Source organism: Mycolicibacterium thermoresistibile, from assembly GCF_900187065.1.
Taxonomy (GTDB): domain Bacteria; phylum Actinomycetota; class Actinomycetes; order Mycobacteriales; family Mycobacteriaceae; genus Mycobacterium; species Mycobacterium thermoresistibile.
On the sequence record NZ_LT906483.1, the window covers coordinates 1,980,913 to 2,004,500 of the forward strand.

A 23,588-nucleotide genomic window follows, 5' to 3' on the forward strand; every position below is an offset into this window, starting at 1 on the left:
CTTAAGACGACCATGAACAGCATCCAGATCGCAGACGAGACCTTCGTTGCGGCCGACCCGGTGCAGGTCGGCCGGGCGGTGGCGGATCGGGCCAGCTGGCAGCGCTGGTGGCCGGACCTGTGGCTGACCGTCGCCGAGGACCGCGCCGAACAGGGGCACCGCTGGTCGGTCACCGGTGCGCTCACCGGGACCATGGAGATCTGGCTGGAGCCGATGATGGACGGGGTGGTGCTGCACTACTTCCTGCACGCCGAACCGTCCGGGGTGTCGGCCTGGCAGCTGGCCAGGATGAACCTGCCCAAACTCACCCACCGCTACCGGGTGGCCGGCAAGGAGATGGCGTTCGAGATCAAACAGCGGCTGGAGGCGTCGCGTCCGGTGGGCGTCTCGCGGCTGGCCTGATAGCTCGATGACGCCGTCCGGGGGAGGGTAGATTTCTGCCAACGGCCGCGACTCGCGGCACAGCGAATCAGGGGAGTGGAGTGGCGGACAAGACGGCGCAGACGATCTTCATCGACGCCGACCCCGAGACGGTGATGGGTGTGATCGCCGACCTCGGGTCGTATCCGGAGTGGGTGGCCGAGTACAAGCAGGCCGAGGTGCTCGAGACCGACGACCGCGGTTACCCGAAGATCGCCCGGCTGGTGCTGGACGCCGCGGTCCTCAAGGACACCATGGTGTTGTCCTACGACTGGGCGCCGGACGGCAGATCGGTGACCTGGTCGCTGGTGGAGAGCTCGCTGCTGCGGTCGCTGCAGGGGGCCTACCGGTTGGCGCCCAGCCGCACCGGCACCGACGTCACCTATGAACTGGCGGTCGATCTGAAGGTGCCGATGATCGGCCTGCTCAAACGGAAGGCGGAACGCCGCCTCACCGACACCGCGTTGAAGGACCTGAAGAAACGAGTCGAGGCTGAGTGACACCGCACCGCCCCCGCCGGACCACGCTCGGATCAGCCTGTTCGTCGGGAAGGGCGGGGTAGGCAAGTCGACGCTGGCGACGGCGACCGCCGTGCGGGAGGCGCGCGCCGGTCAGCGGGTGCTGGTCGTGTCCACCGACCAGGCCCATTCCACCGGGGACGTCCTCGGTGTGCCGGTCACCCCGACCGGTCGCCGCGAGCCCACCCGGGTGCTGGCCGATCTGGAGGCCTCGGCCGCCGTCGGAGGCGGGTCACTCGACGCACTGGCGTTGGACACCCTGGAACTGCTGGCCGCCCGGTGGGCCGAGGTCGCCGGCCCGGTCGCCGCCCGGTTCCCCGACTCGGACCTGGACATCCTTGCCCCCGAAGAACTTTCCGCGCTGCCCGGGGTGCAGGAGGTGCTCGGTCTGCACGAGGTGGCGGAGTTGGCCGCCGCCGGGCGGTGGGATCACGTCGTGGTGGACTGCGCGTCGACCGCCGACGCGTTGCGGATGCTCACCCTGCCCGACACGTTCAACGTGTACCTGGAACGGGCCTGGCCGCGGCACCGGCGGTTGTCCACCGGCATCGATGATCCGCGCAGCGCCGCGGTGGTCGCCCTGGTGGAACGGCTCGCCGCGGCCACCGAACGGCTCAGCGCGTTGCTCACCGACGAGACCCTGGTCAGTGCGCACCTGGTGCTCACCGCCGAACGGGTGGTGGCCGCCGAGGCCGTGCGCACCTTGGGCTCGCTCGCGTTACTCGGGGTGCGCGTGCCCGAACTGATCGTGAATCAGATTCTGGTGCAAGATGACTCGTTCGAATACCAGAATCTGCCCCAACATCCGGCGTTCGACTGGTACGCCGAGCGGATCGCCGAGCAGCGGGCGGTGCTCGACGAACTGGAGGCCGCCATCGGGGATGTGGCGCTGGTGCTGGTGCCGCATCTGCCCGGCGAGCCGATCGGGCCCAAGGCGCTGGCCGAGCTGTTGGACAGTGCGCGGCGCCGGGACGGCTCACCGCCGCCGCAGCCCCTGCGCCCGGTGGTGGACCGGGAGTCGGGATCCGGACTGCAGGCGGTCTACCGGTTGCGACTAGAGTTGCCGCATGTCGATCCGGGCGCGCTGACGCTGGGGCGGGTCGATGACGACCTGATCATCGGTGTCGGCGCACTGCGGCGGCGGGTCCGGCTGGCGTCGGTGCTGCGCCGGTGTCTGGTGCTCGACGCGGCCCTGCGTGGCAACGAGTTGACCGTGCGATTTCGACCCAATCCGGAGGTGTGGCCGACGTGAATGGTCCTCACGCGGACCTCGGGCCGGAATTGCGGCAACTCGCGCAGGCGATCCTGGATCGGCTCGATCCGGCGGTGCGGACCGCGGCGGCGATGGCGGCCGGCCGCGGCGACGGTCCCGGGCGTTGCCAACAGGTGTGGTGCCCGGTCTGCGCGCTGGCCGCGCTGGTGGCCGGCGAACACCATCCGTTGCTGTCGGTCATCGCCGAGCACAGTGTCGCGCTGATGACGGTGATCCGCGCGATGGTGGCCGACATCGAGGCCGCCGGAAACGGTGACCGCCCGCCGGAGGGGCCACCCGAACCGCCCACCGGCCCGCCGGGCCCCGAAGGTGATCGGCCGCCGCCGGGCCCCGGTCGCTATCAGCACATTCCGATCACCGTCGAAGAGTAGAAACCGTGCTGTGGTGACGGTCGTGGCGGCTCGGTAAAGTTGTCGCAAGGCGTCGCCCGGCGCTCGTCGTCAGTGGAGGGTCCATGTGGTATTGGCTGTTCAAGTACATCCTGCTGGGACCCTTGCTCGCTGCCATCGGTCGGCCGAAAGTGGAAGGGCTGGAAAACATTCCGGACTCCGGTGCGGCGATTCTGGCCAGTAATCACCTGGCGGTGATGGACAGCTTCTACCTACCGCTGGTGGTGCGCCGGCGGATCACCTTCCTGGCCAAGTCGGAGTACTTCACCGGAACCGGTGTGAAAGGCCGCTTCCTGGCGTGGTTCTACACCGCGGTGGGCCAGGTGCCGATCGACCGCACCAACGCCGACGCCGCCCAGGACGCGCTCGACACGGCCGCGCGCATCATCGGTGAGGGCAAGCTGCTGGGCATGTATCCCGAAGGCACCCGGTCGCCCGACGGTCGGCTCTACAAGGGCAAGACCGGCCTGGCCCGGTTGGCGCTGCAGACCGGGGCGCCGGTGGTGCCGGTCGCGATGATCGGCACCGACGTCGTCAACCCTCCGGGCAAGAGGGGGCTGCGGCCCGGCCGCGTGCAGGTCAAGATCGGCAAGCCGATGGACTTCAGCCGGTTCGAGGGGATGGCCGGGAACCGGTTCATCGAACGCGCGGTCATCGACGAGGTGATGTACGAGCTGATGCGGTTGTCCGGTCAGGAGTACGTGGACCTCTACGCCGCCGACGTCAAGAAGGCCGCCCTCGAAGCCGCCGACGGCACCGGCGGCGGGAAGGCCGCGACATCCTCGGCGCGCATCCCCGACACCGCCGCCGGTTGAAGAGTCGGGCTCAGTGACTGATCAGCGTGACTGATCAGCCGGCGTCATCGATCAGCCGCCGTCATCGATCAGCCGCCGGTCGGCACCCGCTCGGCGTCGACCGGGCGCGGCCGGGCGGAACCGGATCCGAGCGCACCGATCACCACGATCAGCACCAGCGCCCACCACACATAGGAACCGCCGAGCAGTTGGCGCCACAACGAAGCGGTCATCTCCTCGTTCTCCGGCAGCAGCCTGATCGGCGTCCACACCAGCAGTGCCACCCCGGCCGCGGCGGTCACCCCCAATGCCCGCACGCGATGACGGGCGGACACCACCGCGGCCACCAGCACCGCCGGCAACGCCCACACCCAGTGGTGCGACCACGACACCGGCGACACCACCAACCCGAACATCGCCACGCAGATCAGCGCCAGCACCGACGCCTCATCCGCGCAGACCCGGGACCGCAGCACCCGCCGGACCGCCCAGACCGTCAGCGCCAGCACCGCGAAGCAGGCCAGCACCCACAACAGGAACCGGGTGTCCTCGTCGAGCCCCAGCCGGGCCAGGGCGCCGGCGATGTTCTGATTGGTGTTCAGCGTGGCGGTGCCGATGCGGTCGGTGTTGCTGACCGTGTGGGTCCAGTACTCCCACGAATCCCGCCAGGCCAGCGCGAAACCGGCCAGGGTGGCGAGCACCGCGGTGACCGACGCGGTGATCAGGGCGCGGCCGTCGCGGCGCAGCAGGAAGTACAGCAGAAACACCGCCGGGGTGAGTTTGAGCGCGATCGCCACCCCCAGCAGCGCCCCGCGCGGCCACGGTGTGCGGCGTGGCACGCAATCGGCGATCACCAGCGTCATCAGCACGACGTTGATCTGCCCGAACTCGAAGTTCGACCGGATCGGCTCCAGCAGGATGATCGCCGGCGCCACGATCGCGGCGGCCAGCCAGGACCGGCGCAGCCAGGCCGGCTCGGTGGTCATCGCGGTGTCCGGCCAGACGTCGAGACGGGTCAGCACGATCACCGTGGCGACCACCAGCAGCACCAGTGTGGTCAGCGTGATGGCCACCGCCGCCGCCTCCAGCGACAGCCAGGCGAAGGGCGCGAACGCGACCGCGGCCAGCGGGGGATAGGTGAACGGCAGGTTCAGCCCGGCCCGGGTCTCGAAGATCGCACCGTCGGCGTACAGGGGGTCGCCGTCCAGCCACGCCCGCCCACCCATCCGGTAGACGTCGATGTCGATCCGGTACGGCAGATGCCCCAGCAACCGCCAGCCCGCCCATATCAGTGCGGCCAGTGTGATCAGCTGAAACATCCGCCAGGCCAGGGCGGCTCTGGGTTTACCCAGCCGCCCGTGCACCTCAGCCCCGCCGGGCGACCGCCGAATACTCATGTCGCAAAACAGCCTATCGGGGTCCGCCACCCCGACGGCCGGTATCCCGCTGCGGGCAGCGTAGGTTGCTCCCGCTGCGGGCAGCGTAGGTTGCTCCCGCTGCGGGCAGCGTAGGTTGCTCCCGCTGCGGGCAGCGTAGGTTGCTCCCGCTGCGGGCAGCGTAAGTTGCTCCCGCTGCGGGCAGCGTAAGTTGCTTACGTGTTCGAAAGTGATCGGTGGGACTTCATCACCCATGACCGGCTGCCGTTGCTGTTCTGCCTGATCGCTTTCATCCTCACCTTCCTGGTGACCCGGCTGATCGTGCGGTACATCCGTCGCCACGCCGACAGTGACGCACCACGCAAGTGGTGGCAGCCCCGCAACATCGCGGTGTTCACCGAGGAGGGCGGGCCCGGCGGGCTGCACATCCATCACGTGGTGCTCGGGGTGGTGCTGGTGCTGGTCTCCGGGGTGGCCCTGGTGACCTTGTCGGTCTCCGGCGGGGTGCCCGAGATCACCGTCGCAGCAACCTTTTTCGGTATCGGAGCCGCGCTGGTGCTGGACGAGTTCGCGCTCATCCTGCATCTGTCCGACGTGTACTGGACCGAGGACGGCCGGACGTCGGTGGATGCGGTGTTCGTGGCGGTCGCGGTGGCCGGTCTGCTGATGCTCGGATTCAACCCGCTGTCGTTCTTCGACGTCGGGATGTGGCGGGACGACGAGTCGGTGGCCGCCCGGCTCACCGTGATCGCACTGGCGCTGGTCACCCTGATGCTGGCGGTGGTGGTGCTGCTCAAGGGCAAGGTGTGGACCGGCCTGGTCGGGATGTTCATCACACCGCTGCTGGTGATCGGGGCGATCCGGTTGTCCCGTCCACACGCTCCGTGGGCCCGCTGGCGCTACACCGGCCGACCGCGCAAGATGCACCGGGCCCTGCTCCGTGAGCGGCGGGTGCGCCGCCCGGTGGTGCAGGCCAAGATCTGGTTTCAGGACGCGATCGCCGGGATGCCACGGTTTCCCGACGACGCCAAAGTCGATGAGCAGCTCGACCGTGAGATCCGGGCTGCGCCGGCGCCGCCGGACCGCGCGGGCGCGACGAGCATGAGGAGCTGATTTGCGCTATTTCTACGACACCGAGTTCATCGACGACGGGGTGACGATCGAGTTGATCTCGATCGGCGTCGTCGCCGAGGACGGCCGGGAGTACTACGCCGTCTCCACCGAGTTCGACCCGGACCGGGCGGGCAGCTGGGTGCGCAAGAATGTGCTGCCCAAACTGCCGCCGCCGTCGTCCCCGCTGTGGCGGTCGCGCCGGCAGATCCGGGACGACCTGGAGGAGTTCTTCGGCATCGATGACGACGGGTCGGCGGCCGCCGGCAGGGATCCGATCGTGCTGTGGGCCTGGTTGGGGGCGTACGACCACGTGGCGCTGTGCCAGTTGTGGGGTCCGATGACCGAGCTGCCGCCGGCGTTGCCCCGGTTCACCCGCGAGCTGCGGCAGCTGTGGGAGGACCGCGGCTCACCGCCGCTGCCGGCCAAACCGAGCGATTCCCACGATGCGCTGGTCGACGCCCGGTACAACCGGCGCCGATTCGAACTGATCACCGCTGCGGCGCCCGGTTACCATTGACTGGTGAACTGGACCGTCGACGTGCCGATTGATCAGCTGCCGGCGTTGCCGCCGCTGCCGGCGGACCTGCGCCAGCGCCTGGACGCCGCCCTGGCCAAGCCGGCGCTGCAGCAACCCAGTTGGGATCCGGATCTGGCCAAGGCGATGCGCACCGTGCTCGAGAGCGTGCCGCCGATCACCGTGCCGTCCGAGGTCGAACGGCTCAAGAGCCTGCTCGGCGAGGTGGCGCGCGGAAAGGCCTTCCTGCTGCAGGGCGGTGACTGCGCCGAGACGTTCGTCGACAACACCGAACCCCACATCAAGGCCAACATCCGCACCCTGCTGCAGATGGCGGTGGTGCTCACCTACGGGGCCAGCACCCCGGTGGTGAAGATGGCCCGGATCGCCGGCCAGTACGCCAAGCCGCGTTCGTCCGACACCGATGCGCTGGGGCTGAAGTCCTACCGCGGCGACATGATCAACGGATTCGCCCCGGACGCTTCGGCCCGCGAGCACGACCCGTCGCGTCTGGTGCGCGCCTACGCCAACGCCAGCGCGGCGATGAACCTGGTGCGGGCGCTGACCTCGTCGGGGCTGGCGTCGCTGCATCTGGTGCACGACTGGAACCGCGAATTCGTCCGAACCTCCCCGGCCGGCGCCCGTTATGAGGCGTTGGCCGGTGAGATCGACCGCGGTCTGCGGTTCATGAGCGCGTGCGGGGTGGCCGACCGCAATCTGCAGACCGCCGAGATCTACGCCAGCCATGAGGCGCTGGTGCTCGACTACGAGCGGGCCATGCTGCGGCTGTCCGAGGAGACCGGCGAACCCAAGCTCTACGACCTGTCGGCGCACTATCTGTGGATCGGGGAGCGCACCCGCCAGCTCGACGGCGCCCACATCGCGTTCGCCGAGGTGATCGCCAACCCGATCGGGGTCAAGATCGGCCCGACCACCACCCCGGAGGTGGCGGCGGAGTACGTCGAGCGGCTGGACCCGAACAACGAGCCCGGACGGTTGACCCTGGTCAGCCGCCTGGGCAACCACAAGGTGCGGGATCTGCTGCCGCCGATCATCGAGAAGGTTCAGGCCACCGGGCACACGGTGATCTGGCAGTGCGACCCGATGCACGGCAACACCCACGAGTCCTCCACCGGGTACAAGACCCGCCACTTCGACCGCATCGTCGACGAGGTGCAGGGCTTCTTCGAGGTGCACCGCGCGCTGGGCACCCACCCGGGCGGCATCCATGTCGAGATCACCGGTGAGAACGTCACCGAATGCCTCGGCGGCGCCCAGGACATCTCGGACACCGATCTGGCGGGGCGCTACGAGACCGCCTGTGATCCGCGGCTGAACACTCAGCAGTCGCTCGAGCTCGCGTTCCTCGTCGCGGAAATGCTGCGCGATTAGACACTGCGGAAATGCTGCGCGATTGAACACCGCGGAAATGCTGCGCGACTGACCGGGTTTCGGCCTCAGGGAAGCAGCATGTCGAGATTGCTGCCCAACGTCCACGCACCCGCGGCCAGCAGACCTGTCAGGGTCAGGACCGCCACCAGCCACGCCAGCGCCATGCGTTTGTTGCGCTGCCGGGCCCAGTAGAACTCCGACATCTCTATTCCGGCGAAATACCTTGCCGGCGGGACGGCTTCGTCCTCCCAGGAGTCATCCCCGAAATCGGGCGCCGTCGCGTCCGCCGGGTCGCGGGGCAGTTCGCGGGTCAGCCGCAGCGGCGGCCCGGCCGGCGGCGCGGGTGGCGGGGCGGGCGGGGGTTGCAGGGTGGTCGTGGGCCGCGCCGACTGGCTGTGCTGGCGTATCGCCGAGAGATGCTGCGCCGAGTTGCGGGGGGCGGGCACCCGGAAGGGCGGCAACTCGAGTTCGGCCACCAGATCCGCGACGGCGGCGGCCATGTCATGGGCGTCGGCGAAGCGGTCCGCCGGATCGCGGGCCGTCGCGGTGGCCACCAGCTCGTCGAACTGCGGTGGCACACCGCTGATCGCCGAGCTCGGCGGCGGCACGTCGTTGTCCAGTCGCTGATACGCCAGGGCCAGCGCGTTGTCACCGGTGAACGGTGTGTTCCCGGTGAGCATTTCGTAGGTCAGGATGCCGACGGCGTAGACATCGCTGCGGGGCGTGGCATCCCCGGTGGCGACCTGCTCGGGCGACAGATACGCCGCGGTGCCCAATATCACGCTGTCCGAGGTGATCTTGGCCTCGGCAACGGCACGTACCAGACCGAAGTCGGCGATCTTCACCTCGCCGTCGTCGGAGATCAACACGTTCTCCGGCTTGATGTCGCGGTGCACCAGCCCGGCGCGGTGGGCGACCGCCAACCCGCCGAGCACCGGCGCGAGCACCGCCGCCGCGGCGTGCGGCGGCATCGGGCCGCGTTCGCGCAGCAGCTCACGCAGGGTGCCCCCCTCGATCAGCTCCATCACCAGATACGGGGGATGGCTCGCCGGACTTCCCGGCCCCTGGTCGTAGACCGCGACCAGGCCGGGATCCTTCAGCCGGGCCGCCGCGCGGGCCTCCCGCTGGAACCGGGTCAGAAACTGCTGATCGCCGGCATACCGGGAGTCCATCACCTTGACCGCCACCGGCCGGTCCAACCGCAGATCGAGTCCGCGGTACACCGCCGACATCCCGCCGGTCGCGATCAGTGTGTCGATGCGGTAGCGCCCGTCCAGCACCGTCCCGGCGAAAGGATCCGACTGCTGGTAGGTCTCCACCGAAGACATGCTACGAGGCCACCTATCATTCATGCGATGAGCAGTGTTCCGGCCGCCGACGATGTCCTGGACCCCGACGAACCCGTGTACCGGTTGGCGGAGGTCGCCGAGCTGTTGGGCATTCCCGTGACCAAGGTGCAACAGCAACTCCGCGACGGTCAGCTGGTGGCGGTGCGCCGCGACGGCGCCCCGGTGATCCCGAAGATCTTCTTCGACGACGACGGGCAGGTGGTCAAGAACCTGCCCGGATTGTTGATCGTGCTGCGCGACGGCGGCTACCGCGAGACCGAGATCGTGCGCTGGCTGTTCACCCCGGACCCGTCGCTGACGATCACCCGTGACGGCAGCCGGGAACCGCTGAGCAACGTCCGTCCGGTCGACGCCCTGCATTCGCATCAGGCCCGCGAGGTGGTCCGCCGGGCCCAGGCGATGGCCTACTGACCGGGCTTACCGACCGGGCCTATCGACCGGATTCACCCGCGGATCCACCGGACTGCGGAATCGGCTCGGCCGGTGTCGATTCGGTGCGGTAGAGCCACCACCACGCCGCCACCGCGCATCCGGTGGCGATCAGGACGTGCGTCCACGAATACATGCCGTGGGCGCCGTCCGGCCGGAAGATCACCATGATCCAGGTGGAGAACCCGGCGATCAGCGCGATCGCCGGCCGGCTCTGCGCCAGCGCCGACAGCACAGCCAGCGGCCAGGTGTAGTACCAGGGCAGCGCGGCCGGTACGAACAGCACCACCACCAGCATCGCCACCGCGATGCCGGTCAACGCGCCGCGGTCGTCGTGGCGGAACCGCCACCACACCACCGGCAGGGTGACCACGATGATCGCGATGCCGATGATGCGGGTGACCTCGAGCACCGCGTAGAAGTTGACCGGCAGGAACATTCCGCCGATCGCGTTGGTGAGGTTGGCCACCGCGGTCGGCACGGTCAGCCAGTTGATGATCTTGACCGACCCGGCGAGGGCGGTCAGCCAGCCCAGTCCGACCCCCGCCACCCAGGACAGCACCGCGAACACCGCAGCGAAGATCGCCAGGGACGCCGCGGTGGCGATCGCGAACGCCGCCGCAGGGCTCAAGGAGCGCTGTTCCCGGAGCTGCCGCATCCACACCCACACCATGAACGGAAGGGCAAGGCCGGCGGTCGCTTTCACCGCCACCGCCACGGCGATCGAGGCGACCCCCCACACCGGGTGCCGGGACAGGGTCAGCGCGATGCCGGCCATCATCAGGCCGACCATCAGCATCTCGTTGTGCACCCCACCCATCAGGTGGATGATCACCAGCGGGTTGAGCACGCAGATCCACAGTGCCGCAGCCGGGTTCGCGCCGATGTGGCGGGCCACCCGGGGCGCCGCCCAGATCAGCAACGCCAACCCGGGCAGCATGCACAACCGCAGCAGCATGGTGCCGGCGACGACGTTGTCGTTCACCAGCATCGTGACGAACTTGGCCACCAGGATGAACGCCGGGCCGTACGGCGCGGTGGTGGTGGTCCAGATCGGGCTGACGTCGTCGAGCAGGGGATTCGGGTTCTCGACCGGACCGACCAGGTAGGGGTCGAAACCGTCCCGCAGCAATGCGCCCTGGGCGAGGTAGGAGTAGGTGTCGCGGCTGAACACCGGCACACTCAACAGCAGCGGCACCAGCCAGAAGCCGGTGGTGGCGATCATCCCGTACTCGGTTGCCCGGCCGGTGATCACGTGCCGACCCAGCCACAGCCAGGCGATGAGCATCAGGGTGACCCCGGTCCACAGCAGGGTCGACGACACCACCAGACCGTGGCCGAACCGCAACCAGGACAGGTACAGCGATTCCAGCAGCGGATCGTGCACGCGGGTGCTTCCGGCGCCCAGCCCGCCGGCGGTGATCAGCACCGCGCCCAACCCGCCCAGCAGCGCGGGCCGGCCCGCCGCGGACCGGGCGAACTGGTTGAGCCGGGAGATCTGGCCGCCGAGACCGGATTTGGGCAGATCGGTGGACGACGTCGAGGCGGTCATGGTCAGGCGGACCGGTTGGCAGCCGATCGGGCCAACTCGGACAGACCGACCTTGGCCGCTTCGTGGATGGGGGCGGCGTCGAGCCGGCGCAGCGCCCGGGTGGTGAGGGTCTCGATGCGGTCCTCGACGGCGCGCAGCGCTCCCACCTTCTCGATGGCGCCGCACACCTCGGTGACCTGCTCATCGGACAGTTCGGTGCCGATCGCGGTGCGCAGCAGTTCGGCGGCCGCCGGATCGCGCTGCTCGGCCAGCTCCACCGCCTCGGCCAGCAGCACGGTCCGTTTACCGGACCGCAGGTCGTCACCGGACGGTTTGCCGGTGACGGCCGGATCGCCGAACACGCCGAGCACATCGTCGCGCAGCTGGAAGGCCACGCCCAGATCGTTGCCGACCTCGTGGAAGGTGGCCAGCACGTCGGGGCGGTCCGCGGCGGCCGCGGCGCCGAGCTGCAGCGGCCGCGTCACCGTGTACGACGCGGTCTTGTAGGTGTTGACGGTCATCGCAGAGGCCACCGAGTCCGCTCCACTGGATTCGTTGACGATGTCGAGGTACTGCCCGCCGAGCACTTCGGTGCGGATGTCGGCCCACACCCGGCGCACCCGGCGGTGCGCGTCGACGGACAGGCCGGCGCTGCCGACGGCGTCGTCGGCCCACACCAGCGCGAGATCACCGAGCAGGATCGCCGCGGAGAGTCCGAACTGTTCGGCCGAGCCGCGCCAGCCCCGGCTGCGGTGGGTGTCGGCGAACAGCCGATGCACGGTCGGCAGACCCCGCCGGGTGGCCGACGCGTCGATCACGTCGTCGTGGACCAGCGCGCAGGCGTGCAGCAGCTCCAGCGCGGCGAACAGCCGCATGATCTCCGGGGGGACCGGGGCCGGCTCGTCGGCGACCGCCCGCCAGCCCCAGTAGGCGAAGGCCGGCCGGATCCGTTTGCCACCCCGCAGCACGAATTCCTCGAGCGCGGCGGTCATGTGGGTGTAGTCGGATCCGATGTAGGCGCTGTCCTCGCGGCGCTGCCGCAAGTAGTCGCGGAGTTCATCGGTGACGGCGTTGGCCAACTCCACGGCTGACGGTGCCGCTGTATGCACGCTCAGCGGGCGCCCCTTTCTGTGCTGGCCGACGGTGCTTTTCTGAGAGCCTTCAGGTATTCAGAGTAGATCCTGTCCTCATCTCAGTGGCAAGTCAGGGCAGGTGAGCGGGTGAAGCGGATCGCACCGGCGATCGCGGCGGCAGGTTCAGCTGTCCTGGGGCTGGATCTCCCACACCTTCGGGGAGCGGTCCCGGCTCCGCCACGCCAGGACGGCGATGACGGCGGCGACGGCGAAGGACACCACACCGAGCCAGATCGCGGCCTTGACGAACGAACGGGTGCTGGGATCGGTGTAGCGGGCCTGGGCCGACATCGTGCTCACCACCCCCGGCCGCAGCTTCCACTCCACGATCTCGGCGCTGATCCTGTTGCCGTTGGTGGAGGTCACCTCGCCGGGGAACGACACCGTCAGCGACACATCGGCCTGTGGGTCGTTGAGCGTGGTCAGGTCGACCCGGCCCTCCAGGATGACGACGTTGCCGGCCCGGCGCAGGGACAGGTCCATCCCGGCCGCTTCCCGGTTCAGGTTCGCCAGCTGGGGCAGCTCGGCGAAGGTGAGACCGGAGAAGGTTGCCTGGGTGCCGACGTAGTCGTCGCGTTCGTACCTGGAGACCGACACCTTGTTGGCGAACGGCAGCGAGTTCACCAGCTGCGGCCCCTCGTCGGCGGGGTCCTCGACCTTGGCCGCGGCGATGATCTGCCCGGAGACCCGGTCGTCGGGGGACACCGTGATCGAGGCCCGGACCCGGACACACCCGACCAGCGCGGGCAGCATCAGCAACAACGCCAGCACGGCGATCACCCGGATTCGGCGGGAACGTGTCGGCACGTGGGTATCGTGCCAGACTCGGCGCGGTGCCGGGGGGACAGCCGGCTCGGCGCCATCCATCACCCCCTACGTCAGGGCCCCTTGCATCAGGGCCCCGACATCAGGACGGGGGACATCCGGGGCGGGGTCACAGCGGTAGGGGCCGGCCGAGGATCGCGAACGCCCGCGGGTCACCGGTGAAGTGATAGCCGCGGATCACATCGGTGAACCCGAGTCGGCGATACAACCGCCAGGCCCGGTTGGCCTCCCGTTCGATCTCCGGGGTGGACAGCAGCACGTAGGCCTCCGGCCGATCGGCGAGCAGCCGCCGCGCCAGCGCCTCGCCCAGGCCGCGGCCCTGAGTCCGCGGCGCCACGTGCAATTCGGTGAGCTCGAAGTAGCTGGAGGTCAACTCCGCAATGCGGGACCGGTCCACCCCGACCCGGTGCAGCCCCTGCACCACCTGCTGCTGCCACCACTGATCGGGGGCCCCGCAATAGCCGTAGGCGATTCCGAGCAGCGGGGCGTCGGCCAGGGTGGCCTGGGACGGCGGCGAGTCGCCGGGCGCGCCGTCCGGAACCTCCACGGCGGCGACGGCTTTCCAGCCGGGGCGGCGCGTGTGCTCGAGCCACATCCCGGCCCGCTGGTTCTCGGTGCCGCGGGGATAACGCATGGCGTCGACGTAGACGGTCAACGCGTCGCGGAGCCGGCGTTGCATGTCGCTCGGCGACAGATCGATCAGATATGTCGCCAACTTTCAGGACACCTCCCGCTGTGGTGTGTGATCATCCGCCATTATCGGGTTCCGGTGGCGGTGAACCGCACCGCGGTGTCGACACCATCGCGACGATGCGGGTTGTTTCGGGTCCGCGCGCAGATCGGGAAAGTGAAGTAGGTGGTACTGCCCAGAGCGACCTCGTATCATGGCTGTAAAGTGCCCGTCTTTGGGCGGGAGACCACCACGCTGAAACCAGCGGCCGCGGCGAAACAGGGAGGGACGAATGCCACTCTCCGATCATGAGCAGCGCATGCTCGAACAGATCGAGAGCGCGCTCTATGCCGAGGACCCCAAGTTCGCTTCGAGCGTTCGCGGTGGCACCTTGCGCGCCCCGTCGGCCCGCCGCCGGCTGCAGGGTGCGGCGCTGTTCGTCGTCGGTCTGGCGATGTTGGTGGCGGGGGTGGCGATCACCGCCACCATGATCGGCGGCTTCCCGATCCTGTCGGTCATCGGTTTCATCGTGATGTTCGGCGGTGCGGTGTTCGCCATCACCGGTCCCCGGGTCCCGGGTGAGCCGGTGTCGGCGGCCGGCGGGCCGCGGTTCAAGCGGACCAGGGGTTCGGGGAGTTCGTTCACCGCCCGCATGGAGGACCGGTTCCGGCGGCGCTTCGACGAGTGACCCCCGGCCCCGCCTACTGAGAGGGTTCGAAAGAGGGACAGCCCACAGCGGCTGTCCCTCTTTTTGTGTCTTTCCGCGGTGTCTACGGATTCCGGGTTTCATCCCGTCGTTCTTTCCACGCCGTTATCTCCATGACGCTTCTTCCACGTCGTGCCAGCGTGGCTCCCCGCTTACCTGCCCGTTTGGGGGGAAGGTGGCGGGCAGTGGGGAGTTTTTCCCAACTCGGGGGGTGTGAGTGGACGAAAGTGGGGGAATGTGGGGTAAAGTGGCGGGCAACGGAGCAACCGGAGTTCCGGAGCATGGCGGGGAGGTGGCCGTATGTTCCTCGGCACCTACACGCCCAAGCTCGACGACAAAGGGCGGTTGACGCTGCCCGCCAAGTTCCGCGACGCGCTGGCAGGAGGGTTGATGGTCACCAAGAGCCAAGACCACAGCCTGGCTGTCTATCCACGTGCGGAATTCGAGAAGCTGGCCCGGCGGGCGTCGCAGGCCTCACGGAGCAATCCCGAGGCGCGGGCGTTCCTGCGGAATCTCGCCGCGGCCACCGATGAACAGCACCCTGACTCACAAGGCCGGATCACGTTGTCGGCCGACCACCGCCGCTACGCCAACCTGACCAAGGACTGCGTGGTGATCGGTGCGGTCGACTACCTGGAGATCTGGGACGCCCAAGCCTGGCAGGAGTACCAGCAGATGCACGAAGAGAGCTTCTCCGCGGCCACCGATGAAACTCTGCGCGACATCATCTGATTCGGTTGCCGACAACCAGCCGACACCCGAATCGCGATGCCATGAGTCCCGGTCCCTTGAATCGTGGCCTCTGCCCGAACCGGCCCTGGCGTACTTCCCCGACGCCAGGTCCGTCTCGGACAGGGACCTCGGTGCAGGGGATCTCTGCTCTGGGATTCGCTTCGGGATCGTTCCGGACGATCGCCGGACCCAGCGCCTGAGCACGGGCCGGCCCGGGAGAACGCGCGACAGGAGACGACACGCAACGGGGGGAGGTGGTGGTATGTCGGAGACGTACGGCCACATCCCGGTTCTGCTCGACCGCTGTGTTCAGTTGCTGCGCCCCGCGCTCACCCGTCACCACCCCGACGGAGCCGGCGCCGTGCTGCTCGACGCCACGCTGGGCGCCGGCGGGCATGCTGAACGGTTTCTCACCGACCTGCCCGGCCTGCGGGTGATCGGACTCGACCGCGATCCCGACGCGCTGGCCGTCGCCGCCGATCAGCTGGCTCGTTTCGGCGATCGGGTGCAACTCGTGCAGACCCGGTTCGACGGTATCCCGCGCGACACCGAATTCGACGGTGTGCTCTTCGATCTGGGTGTGTCATCGATGCAGTTGGACCGGCCCGAACGCGGGTTCTCCTACTCCGCCGACGCGCCGCTCGACATGCGGATGGACCCGACGGCGGAACTGACCGCCGCCGAGGTGGTCAACACCTACGACGAGAAGGCACTCACCCGGGTGCTGCGGGAGTTCGGTGAGGAGCGCTTCGCCAGCCGGATCGCCGCCCAGATCGTGCGCCGGCGCGCCCGGCGACCGTTCCGCACCACCGGGGAGCTGGTCGAGCTGCTGTACGAGACGATCCCGGCCCCGGCCCGGAGGACCGGCGGTCATCCGGCCAAACGCACCTTCCAGGCGCTGCGTATCGAGGTCAACGCGGAGCTCGAGGCCCTGCGTGCCGCGTTGCCCGCGGCCATGGCCGCGCTGCGGGTCGGCGGCCGCATCGCGGTCATGTCGTACCAGTCGCTGGAGGACCGGATCGTCAAAGCCGAGTTCGCCGCCGCGACCGCATCCCGCACCCCGCCCGGTCTGCCGGTCGAGCTGCCCGGTCACGAGCCGGAGTTCCGCGCCCTGACCCGCGGCGCCGAACGGGCCGACGACGCGGAGATCGAACGCAATCCACGCAGCGCCCCGGTGCGGCTGCGGGCACTGGAAAAGGTTGCCAGAAGGGATAACTGACGATGGCCAAGCGACCTGCGCCGGTGCGTGGTGAGGACGAACGGCAGAGATCGGCGCGGCGGCGTGGCCGCGCCGATCAGCGTCGCCGCCGCAGCGGTGACGCGCCGGCCCGCACGCGTTCCGGCGCGGCCCGTCGGCCCGACCGCCAGACCCGCGACCGGCGGCAGCGGCCGCACCGGTCGGCGCCGCAGACCGCACCCATTCCCCGGCCCGTCGACGACCGCGTCCGGCCCGCCAGCAGCAGCGCCGCGAAGGCCCGTGCGAAGGCCCGCAAAGCGAAGGCTCCCAAAGCGGTACGGCCGCCACTGCGGCAACGGCTGATCGCCCGGCTGGCATCGATCGACCTCGATCCGCGCAGCTGGCTCAACCGGGTGCCGTTCGTGGTACTGGTGATCGGGTCGCTGGCGCTGGGGCTGGGCGTCACCCTGTGGTTGTCCACCGGAGCGGCGGAGCGGTCCTATCAGCTCGGCGCCGTGCGGGAGACGAATCAGGCTCTGCTGCAACAGAAGGAACGTCTCGAACGGGAGGTGCTGGAGGCGCAGGCGGCGCCGGCCCTGGCCGAGGCGGCCCGCGAACTGGGCATGATCCCCTCTCGGGACACCGCACGGCTGGTGCAGGATCCGGCCGGGAACTGGATCGTGGTGGGCACTCCGAAACCGGCCGAAGGAGTGCCACCGCCACCGCTGAACACGCCGTTGCCGGAACGGACGGCCGCACCGACACCACCGCCACCCGCCGCGCCGCCGCCGGTCGACGAGCGCGAGGTCCCCGTCCGGGTGACACCACCCGGCGCTGACACCCGGGTACAGCCGCCGGTCGGACCGGGCGCCGATGCGGTGCCGATGGCCGTTCCGGGAGTGGAGGTGCCGCACGGCATGTCCGGTCTGCCGGCCGTTCCCGGACCGGTGCACCTGCCCGGGGCGGCGGCGCCGGCAGCCCCGGTTCCGGATCAGGCTGTCCCGAATCCGCAGCCGGCAGTCCCGAATCCGCAAGCGGCAGTCCCGAACCCGGGGGCCACGGATCCGGTCCCGGAAGTGCCGGCGGGGCAGTCGGCGCAACGCGGGCAGGACGGCCGGCCCCAACCGCAGGCGCAGGGTCCGGCTGAGGTTCCGGTGGAACGCTTCAGCCCGGTCCGCACCGGTCAGGAGCCGACCGGATGAGCCGCGCGAAACGTCAGGCCGGACAGCGCGGGGAGGGCCGTTCGGCCCGGGCCCGGCGCACCCGGCAGATCGTCACCGAAACCGGCGCGCAGACCGCGTCGTTCGTCTTCCGGCACCGCATCGGCAACGCGGTCATCTTCCTGGTGCTGGTCGTCGTCGCCGCTCAGCTGTTCAACCTGCAGGTGCCGCGGGCGCCGGCACTGCGGGCCGAGGCGGCCGGTCAGCTCAAGGTCACCGATGTGGAACCGGCGATGCGCGGCGCCATCGTCGACCGCGACTTCGACAAGCTGGCGTTCACCATCGAGTCGCGGGCGCTGACGTTCCAGCCGCAGCGCATCCGCAAACAACTCGTCGAGGCCAAGGAGAAGAAGTCCGACGCGCCCGAACCGGCGGACCGGCTCACCGAGATAGCCCACGGCGTCGCGGAGAAGCTGAACCACAAACCGGACGCCACCTCGTTGCTCAAGAAGCTGATGAGCAACGAGACGTTCGTGTATCTGGCCCGCGCCGTCGATCCCGCGGTCGCCTCCGAGATCACCAGGGAATTCCCCGAAGTCGGCTCGGAGCGCCAGGATCTGCGGCAGTATCCGGGCGGATCGCTGGCCGCCAACATCATCGGCGGCATCGACTGGGACGGCCACGGGCTGCTCGGGCTGGAGGACGCCCTGGACGCGGTGCTGGCCGGCACCGACGGTTCGATCACCTACGATCGCGGCTCCGACGGCGTGGTGATCCCGGGCAGCTACCGCAACCGGCACGAGGCGGTGGACGGCTCCACCGTGCAGCTGACCATCGACGACGACATCCAGTTCCACGTCCAGCAGCAGGTGCAGCTGGCCAAGGACGCTTCCGGCGCCAAGAACGTCTCGGCGGTGGTGCTGGACGCCAGAACCGCCGAGGTGCTGGCGATGGCGAACGACAACACCTTCGATCCGTCCCAGGACATCGGCCGCCAGGGCGATCGTCAGATGGGCAATCTGCCGGTCACCTCACCGTTCGAGCCCGGCTCGGTGCAGAAGCTGGTCACCGCCGCCACCGCCATCGAGGACGGGCTGACCACGCCCGACGAGGTGCATCACGTGCCCGGATCCATCCACATGGGCGGGGTCACCGTCGGCGACGCCTGGGAACACGGCGTGATGCCCTACACCACCACCGGGATCTTCGGGAAGTCCTCCAACGTCGGCACCCTGATGCTGGCCCAGCGGATCGGCCCGGAGCGGTACTACGAGATGCTGCGCAAATTCGGGCTGGGTCAACGCACCGGTGTCGGGCTGCCCGGGGAGAGCGCCGGCCTGCTGCCGCCGATCGATCAGTGGTCCGGCAGCACCTTCTCCAACCTGCCCATCGGCCAGGGCCTTTCGATGACGCTGCTGCAGATGGCCGCGATGTACCAGACCATCGCCAACGACGGGGTGCGGGTTCCGCCGCGCATCGTCAAGGCCACCATCGCCCCCGACGGCACCCGCACCGAGGAACCGCGACCCGAAGGGGTGCGGGTGGTGTCGGCGGAGACCGCGCGCATCGTGCGCGACATGTTCCGTGCCGTGGTGCAGCGCGACCCGCGCGGCATCCAACAGGGCACCGGCCCGCAGGCCGCGGTGGAGGGATTCCAGATCGCCGGGAAGACCGGCACCGCCCAGCAGATCAACCCGGCCTGCGGCTGCTACTACAGCGACGTGTACTGGATCACCTTCGCCGGTATCGCGACGGCGGACAACCCGCGGTACGTCATCGGGGTCATGATGGACGCACCGCACCGCGCCGCCGACGGCTCACCCGGATCCTCGGCCGCGCCGCTGTTCCACAACATCGCCTCCTGGCTGTTGCGCCGGGAGAACGTCCCGCTGTCACCGGATCCTGGTCCGCCGCTGCTGCTGCAAGCCACCTGACCGCAGGGTCGGCGGCAGTGCGCTCGGTACTGTGTGATGGCCATGAACTTGCGTCCCAGCGATCCGGTCGGCGCCTCCCTGCGGCATCTCGCCGAACAGGTGCACGCGGTGCCGATCGGCTCGGTCGAGGTTCCCGATCTCCACATCAGCGGTATCACCCTGCGCAGCCAGGACGCCCGCCGGGGTGATCTGTTCGCCGCCCTGGCCGGCGCCAGCGCGCACGGCGCCGATCACGCCGCCGATGCGGTGGCGCGCGGCGCGGTCGCGGTGCTCACCGACAGCGCCGGCGCGACCCGGCTCGACGGCACCGTGCCGGCGCCGGTCCTGGTGCACCCCAACCCGCGCACCGTGCTCGGCGAGCTCGCCGCCACCGTCTACGGTCGGCCGGCCGACCGGCTGCGCGTCATCGGCATCACCGGCACGTCCGGGAAGACCACCACCGCCTACCTCGTCGAGGCCGGGCTGCGCGCCGCCGACCGGGTGCCGGGGCTGATCGGCACGGTGGGGGTGCGGATCGACGGCATGGACGAACCGAGCGCGCTCACCACGCCCGAAGCCCCCGACCTGCAGGCGTTGCTGGCGGTGATGGCCGACCGCGGGGTGGACACCGTGGTGATGGAGGTGTCCAGCCACGCCCTGAGCCTGCACCGGGTGGACGGGGTGCGGTTCGCGGTCGGCGGGTTCACCAACCTGTCCCGCGACCACCTCGACTTCCACCCGACCATGGCCGACTACTTCGCCGCCAAGGCCCGGCTGTTCGATCCCCAGGCACCCACCTGCGCCGAGAGATCGGTGATCTGCATCGACGACGAGGCGGGCCGGGCCATGCTGGCCGGGGCGCACCGGCCGGTGTCGGTGAGCGCCACCGGGCAGCGGGCGGACTGGGTCGCCGAGGACGTCCGGTTCGCCGGGCCGACGGCCCAGGACTTCACCGCCGTCGACCCGGCCGGGGTGCGGCACCGGCTGCGGGTCGGGCTGCCCGGCCGGTTCAACATCGCCAACTGTCTGCTTGCGGTGGCGCTGCTGGACGCGGTGGGGGTGTCACCCGCCCAGGCCGCTCCGGGCCTGCGCACCGCAACCGTGCCGGGCCGGCTGGAACCGGTGGACCGGGGTCAGGACTTTCTCGCGCTCGTGGACTACGCGCACAAACCCGGAGCGCTGAGCGCGGTGCTGGACAGCCTGCGGGCGTCGGCCACCGGCCGGCTGGCGGTGGTGTTCGGCGCCGGCGGCAACCGCGATCCGGGCAAACGGGAGGAGATGGGACGAGTGGCTGCCGAACGGGCAGACCTGGTCGTGGTCACCGATGACAATCCGCGGGACGAGGACCCGGCGGCGATCCGCGCGGCGATCGTGGCGGGTGCCAAATCCGTTGCCGGACAAGCGCAGATCGTCGAGATCGCGGACCGCCGGGAGGCGATCGACCATGCGGTGCGGTGGGCCGGCGCCGGGGACGTCGTGCTGATCGCCGGCAAGGGGCACGAGAGCGGGCAGACCCGCGGTGGGCAGACCCGCCCCTTCGACGACCGGGCCGAGCTGGCGGCGGCGCTGGTGGCGCGCACATGATCGAGCTGAGCATCGCCGAGATCGCCGACATCACCGGCGGCCGGCTGTCCGACATCACCGCCGAACAGGCGGCCGCGACCAAGGTGACCGGCACCGTCGAATTCGACTCCCGGAAGGTGACGCCGGGCGGGCTGTTCCTGGCGTTGCCCGGCGCCCGCTCCGACGGCCACGACCACGCCGCCGACGCGGTGGCCGCCGGAGCCGTCGCGGTGCTGGCGGCCCGGCCGGTCGGGGTGCCGGCCATCGTCGTCGACCCCGAGCCCACCGACACCTCGAGCGGGGCCGGTGTGCTCGAACACGACACCGACGGTTCGGGCGCGGCGGTGCTGGCGGCGCTGGGCCGGCTGGCCCGCGCGGTGGCCGACGAACTCGTCGCCGGGGGGCTGAGGATCGTCGGGGTCACCGGATCGTCGGGCAAGACCTCCACCAAGGATCTGCTGGCCGCGGTGCTGGCCCCGCTGGGGTCGGTGGTGGCTCCGCCCGGCTCGTTCAACAACGAACTGGGCCACCCGTGGACGGTGCTGCGGGCCGACCGCGACACCGACTACCTGGTGCTGGAGATGTCGGCTCGCCACCGCGGCAACATCGCGGCGCTGGCCGAGATCGCGCCGCCGTCGGTGGGTGTGGTGCTCAACGTCGGCACCGCCCACCTCGGTGAGTTCGGCTCCCGCGACGCCATCGCCGCCACCAAGGCCGAACTGGCCGAAGCCGTTCCATCCACCGGCCTGGTGGTGCTCAACGCCGACGACCCGGCGGTGGCCGCGATGGCCGAGCGGACCGCGGCCCGGGTGGTGAGGGTGGCGCAGGACCCGGGGGAGCGTCAGGTGGACGTGTGGGCCGAGCGGGTGTCGCTGGACGAACTGGCCCGGCCCCGGTTCACCCTGCGCACCCCCGACGGCGCGGTGGAGGTCGCGCTGACGGTGCACGGTGAGCATCAGGTGTCCAACGCCCTGGCCGCGGCCGCGGTGGCCCTGCACTGTGGGGCCACCCTGGAGCAGGTGGTCGCCGCGCTGGCGGGCGCGGGCCCGGCCTCGCCACGCCGGATGCAGGTCAGCACCCGCAGCGACGGGGTCACCGTGATCAACGACGCCTACAACGCCAACCCCGACTCGATGCGGGCGGCGCTGAAATCGCTGGTCTGGATGGCCAAGGCGGGCGGACGCGCGGGCGGGCCGCCGCGCCGCAGCTGGGCGGTGCTGGGGGAGATGGCCGAGCTCGGCGACGACGCGATAACCGAACACGACAACATCGGCCGGTTGGCGGTGCGCTTAGATGTCTCTCGACTCATCGTGGTTGGAACCGGGAGGGCTATGAGCGCGATGCACCACGGCGCGGTCATGGAGGGATCGTGGGGCGCCGAGTCGACCATGGTCTCCGATGCCGACGCCGCACTGCGGCTGCTGCGATCCGAACTGCAGGCCGGTGACGTCGTGCTGGTCAAGGCCTCCAACGCGGCGGGGCTGGGCGCGCTGGCCGACGCCCTGGCCGCGGAATCGGGGGACACCGGTCGATGAGGCAGATTCTCATCGCCGCCGGCATCGCGCTGGCGGTGTCGATCCTGCTCACCCCGGCGCTGATCAGACTGTTCACCCGCCAGGGCTTCGGCCACGAGATCCGCGAGGACGGCCCGCCGAGCCACCACAAGAAGCGGGGCACCCCGTCGATGGGCGGGGTGGCGATCCTGGCCGGGATGTGGGCCAGCTACCTGGGCACCCACCTGGTCGGCATCGCGCTGGACGGCCGCGGCCCGTCCGCCTCCGGGCTGCTGGTGCTGGGCCTGGCCACCGCGCTGGGGCTGGTCGGCTTCATCGACGATCTGATCAAGATCCGCCGCGCCCGCAACCTCGGGCTGAACAAGACCGCCAAGACCGTCGGCATTCTGCTGGCGGCGGTGGCGTTCGGGGTGCTGGCGCTGCAGTTCCGCAACGCCGACGGGCTCACCCCCGGCGCCGCCGAACTGTCCTATGTGCGCGAAATCGCCACGGTCACCATGCCCTACCTGGTGTTCGTGCTGTTCTGCGTGCTGGTGATCAGCGCCTGGTCCAACGCGGTGAACTTCACCGACGGGCTGGACGGGCTGGCCGCCGGGGCGATGGCGATGGTGTGCGCCGCCTATGTGCTCATCACCTTCTGGCAGTACCGCAACGCCTGCGCCACCAGCCCCGATCTGGGCTGCTACAACGTGCGCGATCCGCTGGATCTGGCGATCGTCGCCGCCGCCACCGCCGGGGCGTGTATCGGGTTCCTGTGGTGGAACGCCGCACCGGCGAAGATCTTCATGGGCGACACCGGATCGCTGGCGCTGGGCGGCATCATCGCCGGCCTGTCGGTGACCAGCCGCACCGAGATCCTGGCGATCGTGCTGGGCGCGCTGTTCGTCGCCGAGGTCACCTCGGTGGTGGTGCAGATCCTGGTGTTCCGCACCACCGGCCGGCGGGTGTTCCGGATGGCGCCGTTCCACCACCACTTCGAACTGGTCGGCTGGGCCGAGACCACGGTGATCATCCGGTTCTGGCTGCTCACCGCGATCGCCTGCGGGCTGGGGGTGGCGCTGTTCTACGGCGAGTGGCTCACCACCGTCGGAGCGTGA

Annotated in this window: 23 protein-coding genes and 1 pseudogene; 18 read left to right on the plus strand and 6 right to left on the minus strand. The window is 69.9% G+C overall.

All coding sequences use genetic code 11. From position 1 onward, the window contains the following. The first annotated feature begins 12 nt into the window (after positions 1-12). From CKW28_RS09255 to CKW28_RS09275, 5 genes are all read left to right on the plus strand, one after another. Entirely contained in the window at positions 13-402 is a 390-nt protein-coding gene (locus tag CKW28_RS09255; RefSeq protein ID WP_003924736.1) for a hypothetical protein, read from the plus strand. A gap of 80 nt (positions 403-482) precedes the next feature. Next, positions 483-920, plus strand: coding sequence for an SRPBCC family protein (locus tag CKW28_RS09260; RefSeq protein ID WP_003924738.1), 438 nt, complete (start codon positions 483-485; stop codon positions 918-920). After that, complete coding sequence (locus CKW28_RS09265; RefSeq protein WP_081475446.1) at positions 913-2,190, plus strand: ArsA family ATPase; 1,278 nt, start codon at positions 913-915, stop codon at positions 2,188-2,190. The genes CKW28_RS09260 and CKW28_RS09265 overlap by 8 nt, the downstream gene beginning before the upstream one ends. Continuing rightward, positions 2,187-2,582 carry a hypothetical protein gene (locus CKW28_RS09270; protein WP_040546396.1) on the plus strand — a complete coding sequence of 132 codons (396 nt, stop codon included), beginning with the start codon at positions 2,187-2,189 and terminating at the stop codon, positions 2,580-2,582. Before CKW28_RS09265 ends, CKW28_RS09270 begins: the two co-directional genes overlap by 4 nt. 83 nt (positions 2,583-2,665) lie before the next feature. Continuing rightward, complete coding sequence (locus tag CKW28_RS09275; RefSeq protein ID WP_003924741.1) at positions 2,666-3,415, plus strand: lysophospholipid acyltransferase family protein; 750 nt, start codon at positions 2,666-2,668, stop codon at positions 3,413-3,415. Between the two features lie 68 nt (positions 3,416-3,483). On the opposite strand, the gene CKW28_RS09280 is transcribed toward CKW28_RS09275, so the two are convergent. Beyond that, a complete protein-coding gene (locus CKW28_RS09280; RefSeq protein ID WP_003924743.1) occupies positions 3,484-4,791 on the minus strand; it encodes a glycosyltransferase family 87 protein in 1,308 nt (435 codons plus the stop codon). Between the two features lie 198 nt (positions 4,792-4,989). Between CKW28_RS09280 and CKW28_RS09285 the strand changes: the two genes are divergently transcribed. Genes CKW28_RS09285 through CKW28_RS09295 form a run of 3 tightly spaced genes read left to right on the plus strand, consistent with a single transcriptional unit; the run spans position 4,990 to position 7,789 of the window. Next, positions 4,990-5,883 (plus strand): hypothetical protein, encoded by an 894-nt coding sequence (locus tag CKW28_RS09285; protein WP_003924745.1) that lies wholly within the window; start codon positions 4,990-4,992, stop codon positions 5,881-5,883. A gap of 1 nt (position 5,884) precedes the next feature. Next, on the plus strand, positions 5,885-6,400 hold the full coding sequence (locus tag CKW28_RS09290) for a polyadenylate-specific 3'-exoribonuclease AS (protein WP_003924746.1): 516 nt from the start codon (positions 5,885-5,887) through the stop codon (positions 6,398-6,400). A 3-nt stretch (positions 6,401-6,403) separates the two neighbouring features. Further along, positions 6,404-7,789, plus strand: coding sequence for a class II 3-deoxy-7-phosphoheptulonate synthase (locus CKW28_RS09295; protein ID WP_003924747.1), 1,386 nt, complete (start codon positions 6,404-6,406; stop codon positions 7,787-7,789). A gap of 65 nt (positions 7,790-7,854) precedes the next feature. Here the strand turns inward: CKW28_RS09295 and CKW28_RS09300 are convergent, their stop codons facing one another. Continuing rightward, a complete protein-coding gene (locus CKW28_RS09300) occupies positions 7,855-9,117 on the minus strand; it encodes a protein kinase domain-containing protein (RefSeq protein WP_003924748.1) in 1,263 nt (420 codons plus the stop codon). Positions 9,118-9,144: 27 nt separating this feature from the next. Here CKW28_RS09300 and CKW28_RS09305 point away from each other — a divergent pair, with 27 nt between their 5' ends. Continuing rightward, a complete protein-coding gene (locus CKW28_RS09305; RefSeq protein WP_003924749.1) occupies positions 9,145-9,549 on the plus strand; it encodes an Rv2175c family DNA-binding protein in 405 nt (134 codons plus the stop codon). A 19-nt stretch (positions 9,550-9,568) separates the two neighbouring features. Here the strand turns inward: CKW28_RS09305 and CKW28_RS09310 are convergent, their stop codons facing one another. From CKW28_RS09310 to CKW28_RS09325, 4 genes are all read right to left on the minus strand, one after another. Beyond that, entirely contained in the window at positions 9,569-11,119 is a 1,551-nt protein-coding gene (locus CKW28_RS09310; RefSeq protein WP_003924750.1) for an alpha-(1->6)-mannopyranosyltransferase A, read from the minus strand. A gap of 2 nt (positions 11,120-11,121) precedes the next feature. Further along, on the minus strand, positions 11,122-12,207 hold the full coding sequence (idsA2, locus tag CKW28_RS09315) for a bifunctional (2E,6E)-farnesyl/geranyl diphosphate synthase (RefSeq protein WP_040546345.1): 1,086 nt from the start codon (positions 12,205-12,207) through the stop codon (positions 11,122-11,124). A 147-nt stretch (positions 12,208-12,354) separates the two neighbouring features. After that, positions 12,355-12,984 carry an LppM family (lipo)protein gene (locus CKW28_RS09320; protein WP_220096799.1) on the minus strand — a complete coding sequence of 210 codons (630 nt, stop codon included), beginning with the start codon at positions 12,982-12,984 and terminating at the stop codon, positions 12,355-12,357. A gap of 181 nt (positions 12,985-13,165) precedes the next feature. Further along, positions 13,166-13,771: a GNAT family N-acetyltransferase gene (locus CKW28_RS09325; protein WP_003924754.1), complete on the minus strand. Its 606-nt coding sequence runs from the start codon at positions 13,769-13,771 to the stop codon at positions 13,166-13,168. Between the two features lie 247 nt (positions 13,772-14,018). Between CKW28_RS09325 and CKW28_RS09330 the strand changes: the two genes are divergently transcribed. The 9 genes and pseudogenes from CKW28_RS09330 to mraY all read left to right on the plus strand — a co-directional run bounded on the left by CKW28_RS09330 (position 14,019) and on the right by mraY (position 23,588). Next, positions 14,019-14,414 (plus strand): SCO2097 family morphological protein, encoded by a 396-nt coding sequence (locus tag CKW28_RS09330; RefSeq protein WP_040546346.1) that lies wholly within the window; start codon positions 14,019-14,021, stop codon positions 14,412-14,414. A 318-nt stretch (positions 14,415-14,732) separates the two neighbouring features. Beyond that, positions 14,733-15,164 carry a division/cell wall cluster transcriptional repressor MraZ gene (mraZ, locus tag CKW28_RS09335; RefSeq protein WP_003924758.1) on the plus strand — a complete coding sequence of 144 codons (432 nt, stop codon included), beginning with the start codon at positions 14,733-14,735 and terminating at the stop codon, positions 15,162-15,164. Beyond that, positions 15,139-15,303 (plus strand): annotated as a pseudogene (locus CKW28_RS24500) (hypothetical protein); the annotation flags it as partial. The gene mraZ and the pseudogene CKW28_RS24500, both read left to right, overlap by 26 nt. Before the next feature lie 123 nt (positions 15,304-15,426). Next, on the plus strand, positions 15,427-16,383 hold the full coding sequence (gene rsmH / locus CKW28_RS09340; protein ID WP_003924759.1) for a 16S rRNA (cytosine(1402)-N(4))-methyltransferase RsmH: 957 nt from the start codon (positions 15,427-15,429) through the stop codon (positions 16,381-16,383). A gap of 2 nt (positions 16,384-16,385) precedes the next feature. Next, entirely contained in the window at positions 16,386-17,543 is a 1,158-nt protein-coding gene (gene ftsL, locus CKW28_RS09345) for a cell division protein FtsL (protein ID WP_064774586.1), read from the plus strand. Continuing rightward, positions 17,540-19,435: a peptidoglycan D,D-transpeptidase FtsI family protein gene (locus CKW28_RS09350; protein WP_003927670.1), complete on the plus strand. Its 1,896-nt coding sequence runs from the start codon at positions 17,540-17,542 to the stop codon at positions 19,433-19,435. Before ftsL ends, CKW28_RS09350 begins: the two co-directional genes overlap by 4 nt. Before the next feature lie 42 nt (positions 19,436-19,477). Then, positions 19,478-20,998 carry a UDP-N-acetylmuramoyl-L-alanyl-D-glutamate--2,6-diaminopimelate ligase gene (locus CKW28_RS09355; protein WP_003927671.1) on the plus strand — a complete coding sequence of 507 codons (1,521 nt, stop codon included), beginning with the start codon at positions 19,478-19,480 and terminating at the stop codon, positions 20,996-20,998. Further along, positions 20,995-22,512: a UDP-N-acetylmuramoyl-tripeptide--D-alanyl-D-alanine ligase gene (locus tag CKW28_RS09360; RefSeq protein ID WP_003927672.1), complete on the plus strand. Its 1,518-nt coding sequence runs from the start codon at positions 20,995-20,997 to the stop codon at positions 22,510-22,512. Before CKW28_RS09355 ends, CKW28_RS09360 begins: the two co-directional genes overlap by 4 nt. Next, positions 22,509-23,588, plus strand: coding sequence for a phospho-N-acetylmuramoyl-pentapeptide-transferase (gene mraY, locus CKW28_RS09365; RefSeq protein ID WP_003927673.1), 1,080 nt, complete (start codon positions 22,509-22,511; stop codon positions 23,586-23,588). Before CKW28_RS09360 ends, mraY begins: the two co-directional genes overlap by 4 nt.

Bases quoted from the DNA above. Each gene is read 5' to 3' on its own strand.
- CKW28_RS09255 (WP_003924736.1), top strand. From the start codon at position 13: ATGAACAGCATCCAGATCGCAGACGAGACCTTCGTTGCGGCCGACCCG.
- CKW28_RS09275 (WP_003924741.1), top strand. From the start codon at position 2,666: ATGTGGTATTGGCTGTTCAAGTACATCCTGCTGGGACCCTTGCTCGCT.
- CKW28_RS09280 (WP_003924743.1), bottom strand. From the start codon at position 4,791: ATGAGTATTCGGCGGTCGCCCGGCGGGGCTGAGGTGCACGGGCGGCTG.
- CKW28_RS09300 (WP_003924748.1), bottom strand. From the start codon at position 9,117: ATGTCTTCGGTGGAGACCTACCAGCAGTCGGATCCTTTCGCCGGGACG.
- CKW28_RS09305 (WP_003924749.1), top strand. From the start codon at position 9,145: ATGAGCAGTGTTCCGGCCGCCGACGATGTCCTGGACCCCGACGAACCC.
- CKW28_RS09310 (WP_003924750.1), bottom strand. From the start codon at position 11,119: ATGACCGCCTCGACGTCGTCCACCGATCTGCCCAAATCCGGTCTCGGC.
- CKW28_RS09320 (WP_220096799.1), bottom strand. From the start codon at position 12,984: ATGCTGCCCGCGCTGGTCGGGTGTGTCCGGGTCCGGGCCTCGATCACG.
- CKW28_RS09330 (WP_040546346.1), top strand. From the start codon at position 14,019: ATGCCACTCTCCGATCATGAGCAGCGCATGCTCGAACAGATCGAGAGC.
- mraZ (WP_003924758.1), top strand. From the start codon at position 14,733: ATGTTCCTCGGCACCTACACGCCCAAGCTCGACGACAAAGGGCGGTTG.
- rsmH (WP_003924759.1), top strand. From the start codon at position 15,427: ATGTCGGAGACGTACGGCCACATCCCGGTTCTGCTCGACCGCTGTGTT.
- ftsL (WP_064774586.1), top strand. From the start codon at position 16,386: ATGGCCAAGCGACCTGCGCCGGTGCGTGGTGAGGACGAACGGCAGAGA.
- CKW28_RS09350 (WP_003927670.1), top strand. From the start codon at position 17,540: ATGAGCCGCGCGAAACGTCAGGCCGGACAGCGCGGGGAGGGCCGTTCG.
- CKW28_RS09355 (WP_003927671.1), top strand. From the start codon at position 19,478: ATGAACTTGCGTCCCAGCGATCCGGTCGGCGCCTCCCTGCGGCATCTC.
- CKW28_RS09360 (WP_003927672.1), top strand. From the start codon at position 20,995: ATGATCGAGCTGAGCATCGCCGAGATCGCCGACATCACCGGCGGCCGG.
- mraY (WP_003927673.1), top strand. From the start codon at position 22,509: ATGAGGCAGATTCTCATCGCCGCCGGCATCGCGCTGGCGGTGTCGATC.